General features: G+C 44.0%; 23 protein-coding genes and 1 pseudogene. 12 read left to right on the top strand and 12 right to left on the bottom strand.

Going from position 1 to position 15657, the window contains the following annotated elements:
• Positions 1-154 precede the first annotated feature (154 nt).
• The gene (locus JCM16159_RS01940; protein ID WP_243665577.1) at positions 155-637 is read left to right on the top strand and encodes a hypothetical protein; all 483 of its coding nucleotides are present in this window, start codon (positions 155-157) and stop codon (positions 635-637) included.
• A gap of 7 nt (positions 638-644) precedes the next feature.
• Here JCM16159_RS01940 and JCM16159_RS01935 read toward each other — a convergent pair whose 3' ends face one another.
• The 8 genes from JCM16159_RS01935 to JCM16159_RS01915 all read right to left on the bottom strand — a co-directional run bounded on the left by JCM16159_RS01935 (position 645) and on the right by JCM16159_RS01915 (position 5728).
• Positions 645-1562 (bottom strand): pyridoxal phosphate-dependent aminotransferase, encoded by a 918-nt coding sequence (locus JCM16159_RS01935; protein WP_243665695.1) that lies wholly within the window; start codon positions 1560-1562, stop codon positions 645-647.
• Between the two features lie 166 nt (positions 1563-1728).
• Positions 1729-1857: a hypothetical protein gene (locus JCM16159_RS18250; protein ID WP_367834209.1), complete on the bottom strand. Its 129-nt coding sequence runs from the start codon at positions 1855-1857 to the stop codon at positions 1729-1731.
• A gap of 125 nt (positions 1858-1982) precedes the next feature.
• Positions 1983-2351, bottom strand: coding sequence for a cupin domain-containing protein (locus JCM16159_RS01930; RefSeq protein ID WP_054856790.1), 369 nt, complete (start codon positions 2349-2351; stop codon positions 1983-1985).
• Between the two features lie 242 nt (positions 2352-2593).
• Positions 2594-2920: a hypothetical protein gene (locus JCM16159_RS13575; protein ID WP_243665576.1), complete on the bottom strand. Its 327-nt coding sequence runs from the start codon at positions 2918-2920 to the stop codon at positions 2594-2596.
• On the bottom strand, positions 2902-3939 hold the full coding sequence (locus tag JCM16159_RS01925) for a serine hydrolase (protein WP_243665575.1): 1038 nt from the start codon (positions 3937-3939) through the stop codon (positions 2902-2904). The genes JCM16159_RS13575 and JCM16159_RS01925 overlap by 19 nt, the downstream gene beginning before the upstream one ends.
• A gap of 25 nt (positions 3940-3964) precedes the next feature.
• Complete coding sequence (locus tag JCM16159_RS01920) at positions 3965-4984, bottom strand: MBL fold metallo-hydrolase (RefSeq protein ID WP_054856789.1); 1020 nt, start codon at positions 4982-4984, stop codon at positions 3965-3967.
• A gap of 179 nt (positions 4985-5163) precedes the next feature.
• Positions 5164-5427: a hypothetical protein gene (locus tag JCM16159_RS13570; RefSeq protein WP_243665574.1), complete on the bottom strand. Its 264-nt coding sequence runs from the start codon at positions 5425-5427 to the stop codon at positions 5164-5166.
• 67 nt (positions 5428-5494) lie between these two features.
• Positions 5495-5728: a hypothetical protein gene (locus tag JCM16159_RS01915; RefSeq protein WP_054856788.1), complete on the bottom strand. Its 234-nt coding sequence runs from the start codon at positions 5726-5728 to the stop codon at positions 5495-5497.
• A 31-nt stretch (positions 5729-5759) separates the two neighbouring features.
• Here JCM16159_RS01915 and JCM16159_RS13565 point away from each other — a divergent pair, with 31 nt between their 5' ends.
• The 4 genes from JCM16159_RS13565 to JCM16159_RS13555 are packed head-to-tail and all read left to right on the top strand — an operon-like array spanning position 5760 to position 7078.
• The gene (locus JCM16159_RS13565) at positions 5760-5969 is read left to right on the top strand and encodes a hypothetical protein (protein ID WP_243665573.1); all 210 of its coding nucleotides are present in this window, start codon (positions 5760-5762) and stop codon (positions 5967-5969) included.
• Between the two features lie 14 nt (positions 5970-5983).
• Positions 5984-6064 (top strand): hypothetical protein, encoded by an 81-nt coding sequence (locus JCM16159_RS18245; protein ID WP_367834228.1) that lies wholly within the window; start codon positions 5984-5986, stop codon positions 6062-6064.
• Between the two features lie 32 nt (positions 6065-6096).
• Positions 6097-6597 (top strand): cytosine permease, encoded by a 501-nt coding sequence (locus JCM16159_RS13560; RefSeq protein ID WP_367834208.1) that lies wholly within the window; start codon positions 6097-6099, stop codon positions 6595-6597.
• Between the two features lie 4 nt (positions 6598-6601).
• Positions 6602-7078 carry a hypothetical protein gene (locus tag JCM16159_RS13555; protein ID WP_243665572.1) on the top strand — a complete coding sequence of 159 codons (477 nt, stop codon included), beginning with the start codon at positions 6602-6604 and terminating at the stop codon, positions 7076-7078.
• A gap of 39 nt (positions 7079-7117) precedes the next feature.
• On the opposite strand, the gene JCM16159_RS13550 is transcribed toward JCM16159_RS13555, so the two are convergent.
• Complete coding sequence (locus tag JCM16159_RS13550) at positions 7118-7300, bottom strand: hypothetical protein (protein ID WP_243665571.1); 183 nt, start codon at positions 7298-7300, stop codon at positions 7118-7120.
• A 10-nt stretch (positions 7301-7310) separates the two neighbouring features.
• Positions 7311-8381, bottom strand: a pseudogene (locus JCM16159_RS01905) (APC family permease).
• A gap of 289 nt (positions 8382-8670) precedes the next feature.
• On the opposite strand from JCM16159_RS01905, the gene JCM16159_RS01900 reads away from it, so the two are divergent.
• The 4 genes from JCM16159_RS01900 to JCM16159_RS01890 all read left to right on the top strand — a co-directional run bounded on the left by JCM16159_RS01900 (position 8671) and on the right by JCM16159_RS01890 (position 12544).
• Positions 8671-8901: a hypothetical protein gene (locus tag JCM16159_RS01900; protein WP_243665570.1), complete on the top strand. Its 231-nt coding sequence runs from the start codon at positions 8671-8673 to the stop codon at positions 8899-8901.
• A 54-nt stretch (positions 8902-8955) separates the two neighbouring features.
• Positions 8956-9687: an MFS transporter gene (locus JCM16159_RS13545; RefSeq protein WP_243665569.1), complete on the top strand. Its 732-nt coding sequence runs from the start codon at positions 8956-8958 to the stop codon at positions 9685-9687.
• Positions 9653-10087, top strand: a complete 435-nt coding sequence (locus JCM16159_RS13540; RefSeq protein WP_243665568.1) for an MFS transporter — start codon at positions 9653-9655, stop codon at positions 10085-10087. The genes JCM16159_RS13545 and JCM16159_RS13540 overlap by 35 nt, the downstream gene beginning before the upstream one ends.
• Before the next feature lie 153 nt (positions 10088-10240).
• Positions 10241-12544, top strand: a complete 2304-nt coding sequence (locus JCM16159_RS01890) for a thermopsin (protein WP_054856786.1) — start codon at positions 10241-10243, stop codon at positions 12542-12544.
• A 141-nt stretch (positions 12545-12685) separates the two neighbouring features.
• Here the strand turns inward: JCM16159_RS01890 and JCM16159_RS01885 are convergent, their stop codons facing one another.
• Complete coding sequence (locus tag JCM16159_RS01885) at positions 12686-12862, bottom strand: hypothetical protein (protein WP_243665567.1); 177 nt, start codon at positions 12860-12862, stop codon at positions 12686-12688.
• 238 nt (positions 12863-13100) lie between these two features.
• Positions 13101-14180: an alpha/beta hydrolase gene (locus JCM16159_RS01880; protein ID WP_054856784.1), complete on the bottom strand. Its 1080-nt coding sequence runs from the start codon at positions 14178-14180 to the stop codon at positions 13101-13103.
• 100 nt (positions 14181-14280) lie between these two features.
• On the opposite strand from JCM16159_RS01880, the gene JCM16159_RS13535 reads away from it, so the two are divergent.
• From JCM16159_RS13535 to JCM16159_RS13525, 3 genes are all read left to right on the top strand, one after another.
• Positions 14281-15108, top strand: a complete 828-nt coding sequence (locus JCM16159_RS13535) for an FAD-binding oxidoreductase (protein WP_243665566.1) — start codon at positions 14281-14283, stop codon at positions 15106-15108.
• Positions 15109-15146: 38 nt separating this feature from the next.
• On the top strand, positions 15147-15395 hold the full coding sequence (locus tag JCM16159_RS13530) for a hypothetical protein (RefSeq protein WP_243665565.1): 249 nt from the start codon (positions 15147-15149) through the stop codon (positions 15393-15395).
• A 145-nt stretch (positions 15396-15540) separates the two neighbouring features.
• Complete coding sequence (locus JCM16159_RS13525) at positions 15541-15654, top strand: FAD-linked oxidase C-terminal domain-containing protein (RefSeq protein WP_243665564.1); 114 nt, start codon at positions 15541-15543, stop codon at positions 15652-15654.
• Positions 15655-15657: the final 3 nt, after the last annotated feature.

Below are 15657 nucleotides of genomic sequence, written 5' to 3'. Positions count from 1 at the left end.
TCTGATTTCTTCATAATTTTGCTTTTATTTAAAGATTTCTCTGGTGTTTTCTTTGGAATAATCTTGTTTTTATTAACGTGAGTTATTTGCTGTTTGTAAAGTACCGTGTGAGCAATTAATGTTTAAATAGTGGGTTAGGGATAATTGCTTTAACGTGGGCGTTGAAGATTGCATCTCAGGTGGAATTAAGTGCTCAAGGTATTTGGGCGCGTTTGATTGTTTAATTGTTCATTTTTGGTTCCATGAGCTTGAGTTGACCGTTGAGTTCGTAATTAGTGATGATGGGTTGCTTGACTCATTAATAGTTGAGGGGCCGATTTTCCGAAGCCCGGGTAACTACGTCCAGGTTAGGTTTGAGGTTTATACGAAGTATTCACCCATATATGGTAACGTTATTCATGATGTGAAGGGCAACAATGTCCTCATGCGGGTAGTATGTAAAGGGGTTAGGAGAGAGTTATTGATGGGTTATGGTAATGAGGATTTCATAGATAACCCATGTAGGTATGCCATTGGGATGAGAGGTAGGGCTGGTAATCCCAGCGATGATTTAACGCTAAGAATAATAACTAACATAATGGACGACCTCAAGGTAGCGTCTACGGAGCAGATACTCGATTTATTAACATCCTGCTAATTAAGCCCTAACCCTCAACTGCCTTCCTAATCCTTTCTATACCCTCCCTAATCAACTTCTCATCAAGTGCAAAGCTAAGTCTCACGTATTCCCTGCCCATGTGGGTTTCTGAGAATGCTGTTCCGGGCAGTACGACGACTCCGTAATTCTCAAGTAGCCAATCGGCGAATTTCTCAACATCCATGCCCAATTTATCGAGTATCTTCTTAACCCTTGGATACATGTAGAAGGCGCCCGTACTCCTCCAAACCTCGATACCAGGTATCTTCCTCAACTCCTCATACATCACGTCCCTCCTCCTCCTGAATAACTCAATCATGGCCTTGGAACTCCTCCAGGATGCCTCATTTCTAAGGGCCTCAACACCGGCCTTCTGCGCAATGCTCGGTGGGCAACTATAGGTGTTCGCTGCTAACTTCCTTATCGGATCAATAACATCCCTACTAGCCACTAGGTAACCAAGCCTCCAACCAGTCATTGAGAAGGTCTTACTAAAGCCATTGGTATAGAGCACGTAATTCCTCCACTCAGGCTCAAGCTCTAGGACACTCTTAAATGCGCTTGTCTCATAAACGAAGTTGTCATATATCTCATCAACAATAACCAATAGATTATGGTCCCTGGCTATCTCAAGGAGTTTGGTAACCTCCTCAGGCCTGAATATGGCGCCCGTTGGGTTGTGTGGGTTATTTATCACAATGGCCTTAGTCCTCGTGGTTATTGAACTCTCAATAGCGTCTAAGTCTAGCCTAAATCCATCTTCTGGGTCAAATCTCATGGAAACATAGATAGGCTTACCGCCGAAGAATTTCGTGAGCTCTGGATATGCTGGGTATGTGGGGTCTGGTATCATCACCTCATCGCCTGGCCTTACGTAGGCCGCTATGGCTAGGAAAATAGCCGTCTTAGTTCCAGTGGTTACAATGACCTCATCAGGCCTAACGTTAGTGCGGTACCTATAGTTAAGGTAGTCGGCAATGGCTCCCTAAGTTCCCTAATCCCCTCGGTTTCCGTGTATCCGGTGAATTTTTCATCAAGGGCCCTCTTGGCCGCGCTTATTATATTGTCAAAGGTTGGTATATCAGGTTGGCCTATACCGAATGAAATAACCTTAATACCTTCTTCTCGGTAACCTCACGTGCCTTAGCTAGGTATGTGAAGGCCTTCTCACCCTGTAAATCCTTAATAGTGTCCTTGAGGTAATCATTAATTGGGTTCATTGAATGCATGTTATAATTACCTCTTAATAACTATTTTTCAACAAATAATCTACATCACACTAATTATTGCTATATAACTTGCGGTTTGAACACGAACAATAAGAACAAAATTCAAAACTATTCAATCACTCCAGAGGCTTCAATGACATGTCATCCTCATAGGAAATCACGCATATAAACTCAGCCTCGCCATCACCAATATTCTCAATCGCATGGGGCTCGTACGGGCCCGTGAAGAAGAAGTCCCCTGGACCAAGTTCGTAAATCTTCTCATCAGTCCTAACCCTGAGTTTGCCCTTAAGTATTACAACAGCCTCAGTATACTTATGACTATGGAGGGGCATAACACCGCCAGGCTTAACAATGAACCTCCTGACCGCATACTTAGAACCATGCTCCCTAGTTATCAGCCACTGAACATAGAAGCCCCTCGTACCCCTAAGTAGTTTTGAAACGTCCTCGGATGGCACATTGTTTATATTGCCCACAATCACAGGTAAGACATATTGATGAAGTAAATAAGCAGTACCATTACATTGGTATTCGCCGCATATATACATAGTATTTACTATATTCTTGAATATAATTCATATACATATATCCATTGTATTTTTCATTCGAAAAGTCCATTCTTTTATCGTTAATATTAAACTTTATTCTAATCATACGAATTCCATATAACGTAGTTCTTTAAAAATCTTTCTACAAAAGTATCTCCTCACTATTCATTCTCGTTTTATAAACTTAAACCTCTCATAGATAAGGACAACCCCATTATCGTTAATAAAAAAAACTCAACGGGTATTTTGGCCCCATTCACTAGGGTGTAGAACCTGGCGTAGTCCCTTCTTACCTCATCGGGTACGAGTATTGTCGTTTCCTCAGTATACTTCGTTGTACTCTTCATTACTAGGTAGTCTCCTTGCCTTTGTATTGAGATCTTTACAGTACCACCATACGCTTCGTATGCTCCCTCGAGCCTTTTATTCACCTCCTCAATCATAAATGCCCCTAATTCACTTGGGTCATGACCAAGCAACTTGCTTAGTACGTAAATCCCCATCTTTGATAGTGGATAACCCTCGGCATTCGCATTATGATAACCCCCATCTTCTCGCTTGGTATGTATGCCATATCCGCCGTGTAGACACCCACATTGCCGCTATGCTCAACTAACCTCCTACCGTAGAAGTTCTGGCTCACTATTAGCCCATAGCCGTACTTCTCATCACCGATGATTTTCCAGGGCACGTCTATGTAACCCCTCTCGGCAGTCTCAATCAACTCCCTACCCACCATCCTAACGCCATTAAGCTCACCCCTATTGATTAGCATTGACACGTACCTGGTCATGTCAACGACATTGCTAAGTAATCCGCCATCAGAGGTTATGCCGAATGGAAACTTACTCGGTATGTGCTTGCCCTCCCTATCAATTATGTACGGTGTCGCAACCTCAGGGTCCTTGAGAACCTCCTCAGCCATGAAGTAGGTCCTGGCCATGCCAAGTGGCTTCAGTATTTTCTCCCTAACGAAGTCCTCATAGGGCATACCACTAACTCTCTTGATTATTAAGCCCAGTATTACATAACCCTCATTAAGGTAGAAGAACCTCTCGCCAGGCCTTGCCACGGCCCAATCCGCAGCACTCCTCATGAACGCCAGCACATCTTCGGGTGTTGCCAGTGGTAGCCAATTACTGTCAAGACCAAGCACACCATTTATGTAGGCCTCGGCATAGCCGAGCGCGGGTAATCCACTGCTGTGTGTTAGTAGGTGGTGTATCGTGACCGTACCCATTGGGTTTAACTTAATCGGTACGTACTTATCGACTGGGTCCTCAAGGCTCAGCCTGCCCTCCTCAACAAGTCTTAGTATTGCTAATGCGGTGAAGGACTTCGTTATTGAACCGATACCATAGATAGTCCGTGGCGTTGCAGGTAAGCCCTTATCAATATCCCTAAAGCCAAAGCCCTTGGCATAAACCAACTCGCCGTCCCTAACAACACCAATGCTTAGGCCAGGCAGTCTCGACTCCCTAATTTTACTGAGAATGAATTCCTCGATTTCCCCGAAATCCATCGATAAATTAATAGCTTCGAATTAATTAACCTAATTGCGGTATTAACTCCCTGATATTGCAGGAGACATCCCTCGTAATTCCGTACTTGTAGTCATTACCTGCCTTAACAATGCCCATTGATTCCAGGTACTTTACGAGGGCCGCAGTCTCCGTTAACGCCATGTACCTATTCATTGGGTCTAAATCAACATAGCCCTTGTTATCCATCCACCTGAGCTTCTTCGTTATTTCAAATATCGTTAATTCACCATTCCTTAGTGCATTTAGTACTTCGCAGAGTCTCGAAACCCTGTGCATGATTAATTCATTTATCCTCGCATTAACGTTACATATCTCACCCTCATGTCCAGGGTATATGCACTTAAGGCCTATGTTACGTATCTTAATTAATGAATTAAGGTATTCAAGGAGTGGGTTACCTGGATTTATTGGTGTTAAACCAACATGGGTAGTTATTGTGGGTAGTATTAAGTCACCTGTAAATGCTATTCCTTTCTCGTTAAGGATGACTGAAATATGACCCGGCGAGTGACCCGGCGTTAGTAATACCCGTACACTCCCGATGTGATTTTCTTCACCATCAATAATCACATCAGGGTTTACCGAATTCATCCTCCTCCTACCAGATATGTTGCTGGTAACGTTTCTATAAAGTTCCATTTCTGTGCTTGGAACGCCGTAATACTCCGACAACTCCAGAAATCCCCTAACGAAGGAATCCCTGTCCATCATCTTCATGACTTGCTCATAATCCCTCCTATGCATTACCACGCTAAGGCTAAGCCTATTACGCAGCTCATCAGCTAGGCCTGTATGATCAATGTGCATATGCGTAATGAATAAGGTACTTACCCTGCAGTTTGGTATTTCCCTCAACCTATTAATTAATGGGTTAAGTAGGTCCATATTGGGGTAACCTGCGTCAATCATCAAGCAATCATTTCCCTCCCTAATCACGTAGGAGAATACGTAACCAGGGTCCATGGGCATATATATTTTTAATTGATAAATTAGGCCACTAACCTTCTCGTTAACTTCTATCATTATCCTACAACAAGTATGGAGTAATTAATTAACTTTAAGCCGTTCACTTACAATAGGCATAGCCATAATCCTCATGCACACCAACAACTACACACCCAAATCCCTCCTTAACCCATCCAATAACCTCAGGACAGGTATTCCCATAATTCACCTATGGTGCTCAAAGACCGACTCTCTGATCAGCCTAACGTGCTTATAATCATTAGTATAACCTCATATTCACAAAACCCGCAATTCATCTTCAGAACACCCGTACCAACGCTAGCCCCATTAATGTCCTCACCTAGAGTCATCAATCCAACCCAAATTGCATATGCTTTCATTACCCATGGAGGACCAAAGCACATAGCCATTATACTCCCTAAGTCTAGATCTCTCTGAACACAGGTAATACTAGAAATACTATTAAGTGCTGCATTAATAGGTATTACTCCATTAATCAAGTCATTTAGCTCAACATTTCTAACCAGTTACCCAAATGACGTGGGATGAGAACCCAACAGCTATACCTCATTCGCACCTTTTCCCTATGAAATAAATTGCGGCGTCACCGATGAAAGTGCCAACATCAGCGGCATCCTTATTCCTGGCACTAATTACTCTGTACTTATCATCTGTATCGAGAGGTGATCCTGTAATAACACAGGTTACGTAATCCTCAGTGTAAATCTTTATTTGGCATTTTCTGCCTAACCCACTTAACAAGGCCTGTACTGTATCACCGCAATTTTTGCCATATAGCACTTACTTCCCTATTTTATTGTTCCTCTGTTCAATGTCATCAATGATAGAAAGAATCGGCATAGAGCACATACCAGACTCGATGAGGCATGGTAGGACCATGTACCAATTCACATTGTGGTTCGCAAGCAACCTGACCGTGGCCGATTACGCCCTCGGCCCAATACTATATATGCTTGGCCTACCAATACCCTGGCTAGCACTCGCCTCGTACTTGGTAACGTACTCGGCGGCTTATTGGTAGGGTTATTAGCAGCCATGGGACCGACCTACGGCTACCCACAGATAATGATTTCAAGGGCTGCCTATGGCAGGGTAGGCAACCTACCTTCGCAATAGCGAATTGGATTAGCACGCTTGGTTGGTTCTCCGTGAATGCTATAATCGGTGGTTACATAATAAATTACATAGACCCTGCAATACCGCTTTATGTGGCGATTCTCATAACCGTGCTAACCCAATTCATAATCGCACTCTTTGGCTACGACATAATACACAGGTCTGAGTACGTACTATCAATAGTACTTGGGATAATGTTCGCCGTCTCCCTAGCCCTGTCATTATCGAAACCTCACCTGTTGAGCACCTACGTTAGGAACACCTCGTTTAATCCATTCAACTTCGCAATAGCGCTGGCAACGGTGTTCAGCTACATAATGTCGTGGGGCCCGTACGCCAGCGACTACTCACGCTACCTACCAGAGAGCACGAGCAGGCTAAAGATAATAACCTACGCAGCCCTCGGCGGCCTACTGGCCAGCCTATGGAGTGAGGTCGTGGCTTCGCCGTCAGTGCAGCGACTGGAAACACGAGTGGCTTACCAACCGTGCTTGTGCAGTTCATGGGTAGTTATGGGATGGCCTACGCCATAATAGCGTGATAGCCCTATTCCTGGGCGCGCTGGCCGCCAACGTCCTCAACATATACACCAACTCACTATCCGCCCTGGCAGTATACAATAGGGCAAAGAGGTGGCAGGCGTTAGTGGCTGGCGCGGTGGTTGGTACATTGATGGCTGTACTCGGTGGACTGAATTTCGTGGGTTACTACGAGGGATTCCTACTATTCCTAGATTATTGGATAACGCCTTGGATCGGAATACTGCTGGTGATGTTCTACGTGAATAAAACCAGGGATTGGAAACTCGTGGAGAGCGGGCCGAAGGTTATTTGGAAGGCGCTGCTCGCTTACATAATTGGCCTATTAATCTCGGTACCATTCATGAACTTAGATGCCGCCACAGAAGGTTTAATACTCTTCATAGGCCCAGTAGCCAACACCCTAGGTGGCGCTGACATAAGCTACTTCGTATCGTTTATAGCGGCCTCATTAATATACCTAGCTTACTCTTAATCGTTTGAGGTAAGGTATTAAAACAAAGTTAAAAATAAATCAGCAGTATGGGCATGTTGTTATTTTTATTTTCCTAATCCTGGGGTTTATGGTGTATGATACTATTACTGTTAGTATTATTGACGCTATTAGTATAACTAGGTACCAAGTGCTCACTATTGAGTAGTAGAAGGTTATTGCTAGTATGGCTATCCCAATTGCTATGGCTATCCTGCCACCCAAGTGGTTAGTCTCAGGCTCCTATCGCCACGAGTATTAGGCTTAATACGTAGTATAGGGAGTCGATAGCGTAGGCGTCCTCCATGGCGTTATAGGTTAACTCCAGTGGCTTTACGTAACCGCTCACGTAGGCTGCGACATACGCAAGCATAATGGTTAGTACTGCCACGGCAGTGCTTAGATAAAGGGCCTTATGTGGGCTCTTATACCTTGGGTGTGTCTCGGCGAGCCACGCGGGTAATAACCTGTCCCTAGCCATTCCATAGAGCATCCTCGCGGTTGCATTCAGTGTGGCTAGGTAGCACCCGAATACGCTAAGCATAACACTTATTGCGAATAGTATTAAGCCTGCGGTGCCTAGGTAATGCTCTATCAACGTGTATACTGGGTTCGGGCCCATGCCCTCGGCCATACTAACGAAGTTATTAATGGCGCTTTGTGTGTAGCCTATGTTGAGTAGTATTGCGTATGTGACTAATATGTAGAGTATTCCCATGAATACCGTGGCCCACAGCGTGCTTGTCGGCACACTCCTCCTCGGGTCCCTAACCTCCTCGGATATTTGCGTACTAACCTCAAAGCCCATGAAGTAGGTTATTGCGAAGATTAGGCCTCCAGACAGCGCCGTCAATACGCCGGTGGGCGTTGTTGCGAAGGTTCCCTGTGCCGTGAATGGAAGTACTGAGAGTTTATTGATGTTGGTTATGAATGATAGTATTACGAACATTAATAGGATTGCTATTTCAATGCTCGTTAACGTCATTTCGGTCCTAACGCTGGGCCTTATCCCAAGGACCGCGGGTATTAGGGCCAGGACTATGGGTATTGGCAGTAGGATTAATGGGTTTATCACGTGTCCCGTTACTGCGTATATACTCCGTGCCTAGGTATGCGAAGGCTATTGCCACCGAACCGACGCAACGATGCTGTAAAACACTGCGTAGATTATTCCGTTTATGAAGCCTGTCCTGGTATTTATCGTGTTTGTTACGTAGGCGTAGAAGCTCGCTGCATGTGGGTATTTGCGGGCTAGTACGAATATTGAATAGACAATGGCTAGGACACCTAGTAACGTGAGTAGCATTGCCAATGGCGCAGCGGCGTATGCGCTACCCATTATTAGGGCTGCACCGCCTGCGATGCTGTAGGCTGGTGCTTGGCCCGCCAGTGAGTTATACAATGAGCCGAGGAGTCCCGTGGCATTCCTCATTAATTCACTACTTCTCTGTTTCGACATCGTTAGTTACGGCAACACCACACCTTTTTATACTTAGTTAAACGTTTAATAGCGTGAGTCAACGTGAAAACTAAATCAACTAAGGTTACATTTAGTTACTAACTTTTCTCCAGATAGAAGAGGCATCGCAGTGAGCATGGTTCGTGACGAGTTAATAAACCTGTTAGGCGTAATGGGGAGTACGAGGTATAGGACAATCCTTAAAATCCTAGGTGATGGACTTACCAGGTTGGAGATTATTGAGGATAGGTACGTGAGTGATACGGTGTTGAGTAACTTATTGAATACGCTTGTTAATATGAGCATTGTTGAGAGGAGGGATGGTGAGTATGCAGTTATAGACCCGATCTACGCCGCTGCCGCATGAACGCTTTAGGGGAATGGCATAAATAGGTTGGGGCTCAATACGTATGCTGGGGGCATGAGGGTTAGGGACATATACGTGGTGGGAGTTGCGTCGGCCTCCTTCTTCATGAGTTACTTCTCCAGGCTTGCCTGGAGTATTGTATCGACATACTCATCGTTGAGACCCACCATCGTCGAAGATAGTATTGTCTTCTCATTATTCTTCATAGGTTACGTGGTTGTTCAGGTACCTGCCGGGATTATTTCGGATAGGGTTGGTCCAAAGTACGTGATTATAGCATCACTAATCGGTTTGGCCGTATCATCCTTCGTGTCTGGTATGGCCAACGCCATGTGGGTTGAGTACGTGGCTAGCCTATTCATGGGACTGAGCGCTGGGTGGATTTATCCAGCTACCGTGAAGCTACTAACCATTAGCTTTAGGGGACCCGAGCTGCCGGTTGCCATGGGCTATTACAGCATTGCCTGGCCGCTATCCATAGTGCTTGCCGGTGCCACCCTGCCCGAAATCTGCACAGTCCTTGGTTGGAGGTGGAGTTACTACATTATTGCCCTCACTTCAATAATCATAGCGTCACTATACGTGCCAACCAATGTTAGGGGCTATGGTGGTAATGCACGTGGTGCATTAAACCTTAAGTTATTGAGGAATAGCGACGTTATGGTCATCAGCCTCTCCGGTTTTCTATTCTTCATGTCATACTGGACAATAACGCTATACGCCTATAAATACTTCCTATCTATAGGGCTTAATGACTACGTTGCCGGCCTCGCTACTCACTCCTAGCCTATTGGGTATTCCATCAACGTTAATTGCCGGTTACATAATTAGGAACCTGGGCGTCAGGAACACGTTATCATTGTTCGAGGTATTATACGGTATATCAACAATACTTCTTGCCGTGATCACGAGGGAGTTACCACTAATGATACTGGCAGCCTCCATGGGCTTTATCAGGTTTATAATAACGCCGGCAAACTCAACCGCCGTATCCAAGATAGGTGGTGAATTAGCCGGTAGCGTGACTGGCATTGCGAACCTCTTCTGGCAATTAAGTGGCGCCATTGCCCCAGTGGTTGCATCAATTATCCTTACCAATACGGACTATCAATCGTTATGGATTGTTATGGGTATTATAATACTCATCTCAGCAATAATTTATCAATTAACATTAAAGATCCAATAAACTCATGACGATTTATTTCTGCCATTAAGATAAAGCTTATAAATTATTCTAAAATACAAATACTTAATTAACGTATGAAAAATAATGCGTTAACATCCTTACTTCTAAGACTATTAATCCTTAGTTTCACTATATCATTAATTATAAGCTATATTGGGCTATGCAACTAATGAATTATTGGGCTATGTAATTAAGATACCTCCGGTAACCATGTTTAAATTCGTGGGCCTATCGCCATATACTTCGCTAGGGTATTTTGACAACAACATAACTAGTGATATAGTGCTTTTATTACCTGGTTGGTATCATTATGATTATTGGAATGTATCAGGTGGTTATTACATCGATTTTGGTGTTTGGAGTAATTCATCGGTAACCCTTTATGTGCTGACAAGGCAACAATTCAATAATTATTCCTCAACAGGAAAGTTCCTTAGTGGGTACTTATACTCGGTAAGTGGTAGTAATATTACGGGTTATTACTACGTAAATGAGGCGGGGACTTACTACGTGGTTATATTGAATAATGGAGGTAGCACCGCCCTAGTGTATTACATAATAATGGTAACTAAGTCACAAAGTAATCAATGGGCTAACCCAATGGGTATCAGTGATTACGGAATAATGAAAATGGGCAATGAGTACCTGGCCTATAGCTATAAAACGGATGAGTTTGTTGGTGAAGCAACCATATACAATGCTTTAACGCAAGAACCTAATTCATGCTTAACCGGCTTCGTAGAACCAGGTAATGATTGGTTTAGTGTTCAACTCAATACTATCTTAATTGTAAACGCAACTAATGGTAATACCCAGTACTATTGGCTACAGGATATTTTACATTTCAATTCTCAGGGTAATCAATTCCAAATACTTGACAATATATGGAATCATACCAGTGGCGTAAGTATACTTAATTCGGCGTTGATTAATGGTAATGGAGCCGTATCCACAACTAAGACAGTTGTAGGTAGTGAGCAGTATTATGGTGATTTGGGAATAGAGCAGCCGGAGTCGGCAACCTTGCCATTCACCATTTACCTGGTCATAAAGACCGGGCTAAGCAGTAACGGCTACCCATGGGCAGCCTTCGGATACTCACTCAACGGACAAACAACCACGTGGTACGACAACGTAACAATAAAGATAAGAGCCATGTCAGCATACATGGAGGTCGCACCGACGGATGATGGTAGGGGATTACCCATCGATGCCGAGTTAGTAATTGCCGGCCCATGGAATAGTGAATGCACAGTCGCTAATTCATTAAATGCGTCGCTAGGTCTTTATTTTGCATGGCCGTATCCGTATAATTACTACTTATCGCCAGTGCCGTCCATGTGGAGTTTTGGTTCTGATACTGCTGAAATGATATATAATGCTCACGTAGTACCTATTAATTATGGCTATGTCAATATTGTAAACGGCCCTGAGAATCTAGCATTCTTGACTACGTACTTCATACCATTAACAATTACTAATCCCATTAATGAAAGCACAATTACTAATGTCTATACTGTGAATAGTACAGTGATGCTAAGTGAGCCGAATATAGTATTACTTACCCCTGGCGAGTCTAGGTATGTGTTTACGGATTATGTAATTAATAGCTCATACGTGGTCACCACAAACCCGCTGAATTTAGTGCTCCAGGGACCAACCAACGTGTATATTAATTACACATTGCAGTACATGCTCACGATTAATGACTTAAGCGGATTGCTTAATGATAAGAGCGGTTGGTATAATTATGATTCTGTTGTAGCACTTAATGAACCAGCGATCTATTACCTTGGTAATGAGACACGATTAGTATTTAATTCCTACTACATATACCTCACAGGAACTAATTTCTACCATGTGGTTACAGTTAATGTCACAAATTTATTAATTGACAATCCATATACAGTCATTGTTAATTGGACGAAGCAGTACCAGGTTAATGTGAATAGTCCCGTGCCTGTGATAATCTCCTTATCGGGGCTACAAAACATTAGTGGCTATTCAATAGTTACATGGGCTAACGAGAGCTCTGTATTAATAATTCTCGTGCCCAAGTACTATGTATTGAGTAATGGAACTCGCCTAGTTTACCTGGGTAGTAATGAGACGATTATTGCAGATTCGCCATTAAATATAACCCTAAGTGACTTTAAGCATCAGTACCTCGTTGTTGTACATAGTGAATATCCAGTGAGTATTAATGGTACTTACACGACTAACACGACCGAGTGGCTTTATAGTGGTGAGGTGCTCATGATTAGGCCGGGCACTGTATTTAGCGATGGGGTATTCCTAAGCGAGCCTGGGCTTGTAATCACCGTCAATAGGCCAGTGAGTATAACCGTGGTATGGCACGTTAATTATGCGCCCACAGTAATAATGTATGCAGTAATGATAGCGGTAATCTACGCATTGACAATGCTCATAATTAGGAGGAGACACGGTAAGCATTAATTATTTTAGGATTTTGCGGAATTTCTCGAGAAATCATTATCCAAACCCACCATGAGAATAGAGGAGCCAAGAGCAAGGCTAAGTGAGGCGTTGAATTATATGATGTATTGTCTGAGTCGGGAGTTCGCTATGGCCTTCTATTTACAATGCCAGGTGACCCACGTATTTCAATTTACCACTTACCGGGTCAACCTCTAAACCCAGTATTTCAAGCGCCGTGACACCAAGGACCTCAGCATCGCTAGGCTCACCAAATACCACCTCTACATCACCCTCGTAATCCTCATACCTAATTGTGATTAAACCAACACTCCTCATAACCATCCTACCATCATGGTCCTGAACTGCCTGATCCTCCTTGGTTTAATACCGATTGATGCCAAGGTATCCTTATTAATCCAGGTAAAGACACTGCCGGTATCCACTATCAGTTCCGCATCTCGACTCGCACCAGTCTCCGGGTTTTTTTTATTATTATCTTAACCTTCGTAATGCTCATTATTCTTCCTACAATAAAAATACACATGGACTTAAATGGCTTTTTATCAATTCTCAATCAGTCCTTAATCCTAATAAGCCACTTGTGAACGGGTTCATTAACATCCCTGACGTTATTTGGGTTTGCATAAACGTCTAAGTGCCCATAACCATCAAGTACCATCACATCACTCGTTAACCTCTTTACTAAGTCCATGTCAGCCGCCTTCATACCAAATAGCCCACTTATGATTGTGAGTATTGGTACCTTAACCTCCATGTATTTAGCCCTGAATTGATCCATTGGCTCTATGAATAACCTAACAGGCCAGTACGGGTCCAGCGTCGCCAATACGGCAAATATGGCTTGGGGAGGCGAGTTTGGGTATGAGTATGGGTTTGCAAGTCCCTGGTTATAGGCTATATTCATCAAATAGTCGCTTAAGGTCTTGAAGCCAGGCTCTGGGCTTGGCAGCGCTGGATTGTATAGTGCCTTAAGCCACACCGTGTTCACCATATTCCCTGGATACTTACCACCAGTTAGGATTGATGGTACCGCGTATAGCTTACTTGCCCTGAGCTCATCAACACTACGCGCAGGCAATGTCTGAATAACGGAGGTCCTTATTGGCGCGCCATCTAGTAGTACTATCGCCTTAACATCCTCCGGGTGAATGGTAACGTAATTCATTGACGCAATACCACCAAAGCTCTCCCCAATCAATACGACCCTATCCCTACCGCTAACCTCCATAACCTTGTTGACGGCTTCCTTAATATCGCCTAGCCACGCCTCCCAGCCCCAGTCAAGCATGAATGAGAGGTCCTTAACGTCAGGAAGTACGAAGTGTGTCCTATAATCAATTGTATAGACCAGGTAACCTCGCCTTGCCAGGTATATGGGTATCATGGAGTCCGGTATTGCTGGTTCTATCGGTTGTATTCCATGCCATGAAACATGGATTAACTGTTCTCCATGTGATGTCATACCAGGCAGTACAAGCACCGGGTATGGGTGAGCCACATCCCTACCCCTAACCTCCCTGAGGGCAATGTGATTGAAGCAACCACCGGGTGGGCGCTCCGTAACCCAAACCCTCTCGGTGAGATCAGGGAATTCCTTAATGCCCCCCTCCCAGGTTAGTTTCCAACCTGGCATACTTAGTAATGCCTTGATTTTGATTTATTGTTTGTGCTTATATGGAAAATATATTTTATATAGTGCTACAGCATTAATTTATTTTTATCACACATTGATCGTGGAGTTAGTAAAATTCCTTAAAGACGTTGAGGAACTGCTTGGGAGGGAAAACGTCATCAGTGAGGGTCACGGATTATCAGCGTTCAGGAGGGATTGGTGGTCGATACTCATGCTCAAGGAGATGCTTGGTCATGATATTGATGCACCACCAGCCGTTATTAGGCCTGGAAGTATTGATGAAGTAATTAATGTCGTTAGGCTCGCTAATAAGTACGGCGTGTGCCTCGCTCCATACGGCGGTGGGTCTAGTGTTGTTGGTGGTGCTTATCACAACGGTTGTGTCGTGGTTGACATGAGGAGATTAAGTAGGATCTTGGAATTCAACGAGGAGGACTTAACATTAACCGTCGAGGCCGGCGCTAAGGTGGTTGATGTTGAGAGGTGGCTTAATGAGAGGGGTTATACCCTGGATTATCACCCACAATCATTTCAATTGCTCACAATAGGTGGTGCAATTGCTCATGGGGGTACAGGCTCACATAGTATGAGTAATATTGATGAGTTGGTATTGTCACTTGACGTAGTATTACCAAATGGCGAGTTAGTAACAGTGGGGCCTGGGAGGCTCGTTAGGGCATCCTGGCCCGACCTTAGAGGCCTATTCATGGGCTCTGACGGCGCGTTTGGTATAATTGTTAGGGCAATGCTTAGGGTTAGGCCATTGGCTAGTTACTACGTTGACTTGGCTTATGTGTTTAAGGACCTTGAGAGAGCCGTTCGTTTTGCCCGTGACTTGGTTATTAATGTGCCTGGTCCGCATAGGGTTGTTATTCATGACAAAGAGAGTGGTAGGTTAATGGTTGGTGAGGATGGGGTCATAGCCTGATAAGGGTTAGGTGGTTTAATGAGGACCTAGTCAATGCAGTGAGTGGCATAATTAATGACTTGGCCATTAAACATGGTGCTGCCAGTGTGGAGCCTGAATTGGTTAGGAGGTGGAGGGATGTCTTTGCTAGGGGTTATGAATCACAATTAATCATGCTTGCCCAGTCAGGTCTTTGGGTTGACACCATTGATATGGCAACAACATGGAGCAGACTAGTTAGGCTTCATAATGAGTTAGTGGGTAGCTTGGTTCCATTGATGGTGTTAAACACGTATTCTCAAGGATAACCCACCTATATCTAAACGGTGCATCCCTCTACAGCGTTGTCGTGTTTAGGCAAGATGAGGATTTATACTGGAGGGTTTGGAGGGAGGCCTTTAATGTGGCTAATGGCATTGGTGCAACCATAAGTCATCACCACGCACGGGCCTATTGAAGAGGGATTTCGCGAAGATCGAGATGGGAAATCAATGGAAATTACTGAGGAGCATTAAAGGTTTGCTCGATGAGAATAATATAATGAATAGGGGTAAGTTGGTTTGGTGAGTT

Origin of the sequence: Vulcanisaeta sp. JCM 16159 (genome assembly GCF_001316265.1) — an archaeon.
Classification (GTDB): domain Archaea; phylum Thermoproteota; class Thermoprotei; order Thermoproteales; family Thermocladiaceae; genus Vulcanisaeta.
The sequence above is the reverse complement of the archived record's forward strand: the minus strand, read 5'-3'. Positions and strand labels throughout refer to the sequence as shown.

Excerpts from the sequence above, each read along its gene's own strand:
- JCM16159_RS13540 (WP_243665568.1), top strand. The coding sequence starts at position 9,653 with ATGACTACGTTGCCGGCCTCGCTACTCACTCCTAGCCTATTGGGTATT.
- JCM16159_RS18250 (WP_367834209.1), bottom strand. The coding sequence starts at position 1,857 with ATGAACCCAATTAATGATTACCTCAAGGACACTATTAAGGATTTACAG.
- JCM16159_RS13565 (WP_243665573.1), top strand. The coding sequence starts at position 5,760 with ATGTCATCAATGATAGAAAGAATCGGCATAGAGCACATACCAGACTCG.
- JCM16159_RS01900 (WP_243665570.1), top strand. The coding sequence starts at position 8,671 with ATGGTTCGTGACGAGTTAATAAACCTGTTAGGCGTAATGGGGAGTACG.
- JCM16159_RS13545 (WP_243665569.1), top strand. The coding sequence starts at position 8,956 with ATGAGGGTTAGGGACATATACGTGGTGGGAGTTGCGTCGGCCTCCTTC.
- JCM16159_RS13575 (WP_243665576.1), bottom strand. The coding sequence starts at position 2,920 with ATGGGGATTTACGTACTAAGCAAGTTGCTTGGTCATGACCCAAGTGAA.
- JCM16159_RS01885 (WP_243665567.1), bottom strand. The coding sequence starts at position 12,862 with ATGAGGAGTGTTGGTTTAATCACAATTAGGTATGAGGATTACGAGGGT.
- JCM16159_RS01920 (WP_054856789.1), bottom strand. The coding sequence starts at position 4,984 with ATGATAGAAGTTAACGAGAAGGTTAGTGGCCTAATTTATCAATTAAAA.
- JCM16159_RS18245 (WP_367834228.1), top strand. The coding sequence starts at position 5,984 with ATGGGACCGACCTACGGCTACCCACAGATAATGATTTCAAGGGCTGCC.
- JCM16159_RS01880 (WP_054856784.1), bottom strand. The coding sequence starts at position 14,180 with ATGCCAGGTTGGAAACTAACCTGGGAGGGGGGCATTAAGGAATTCCCT.
- JCM16159_RS01925 (WP_243665575.1), bottom strand. The coding sequence starts at position 3,939 with ATGGATTTCGGGGAAATCGAGGAATTCATTCTCAGTAAAATTAGGGAG.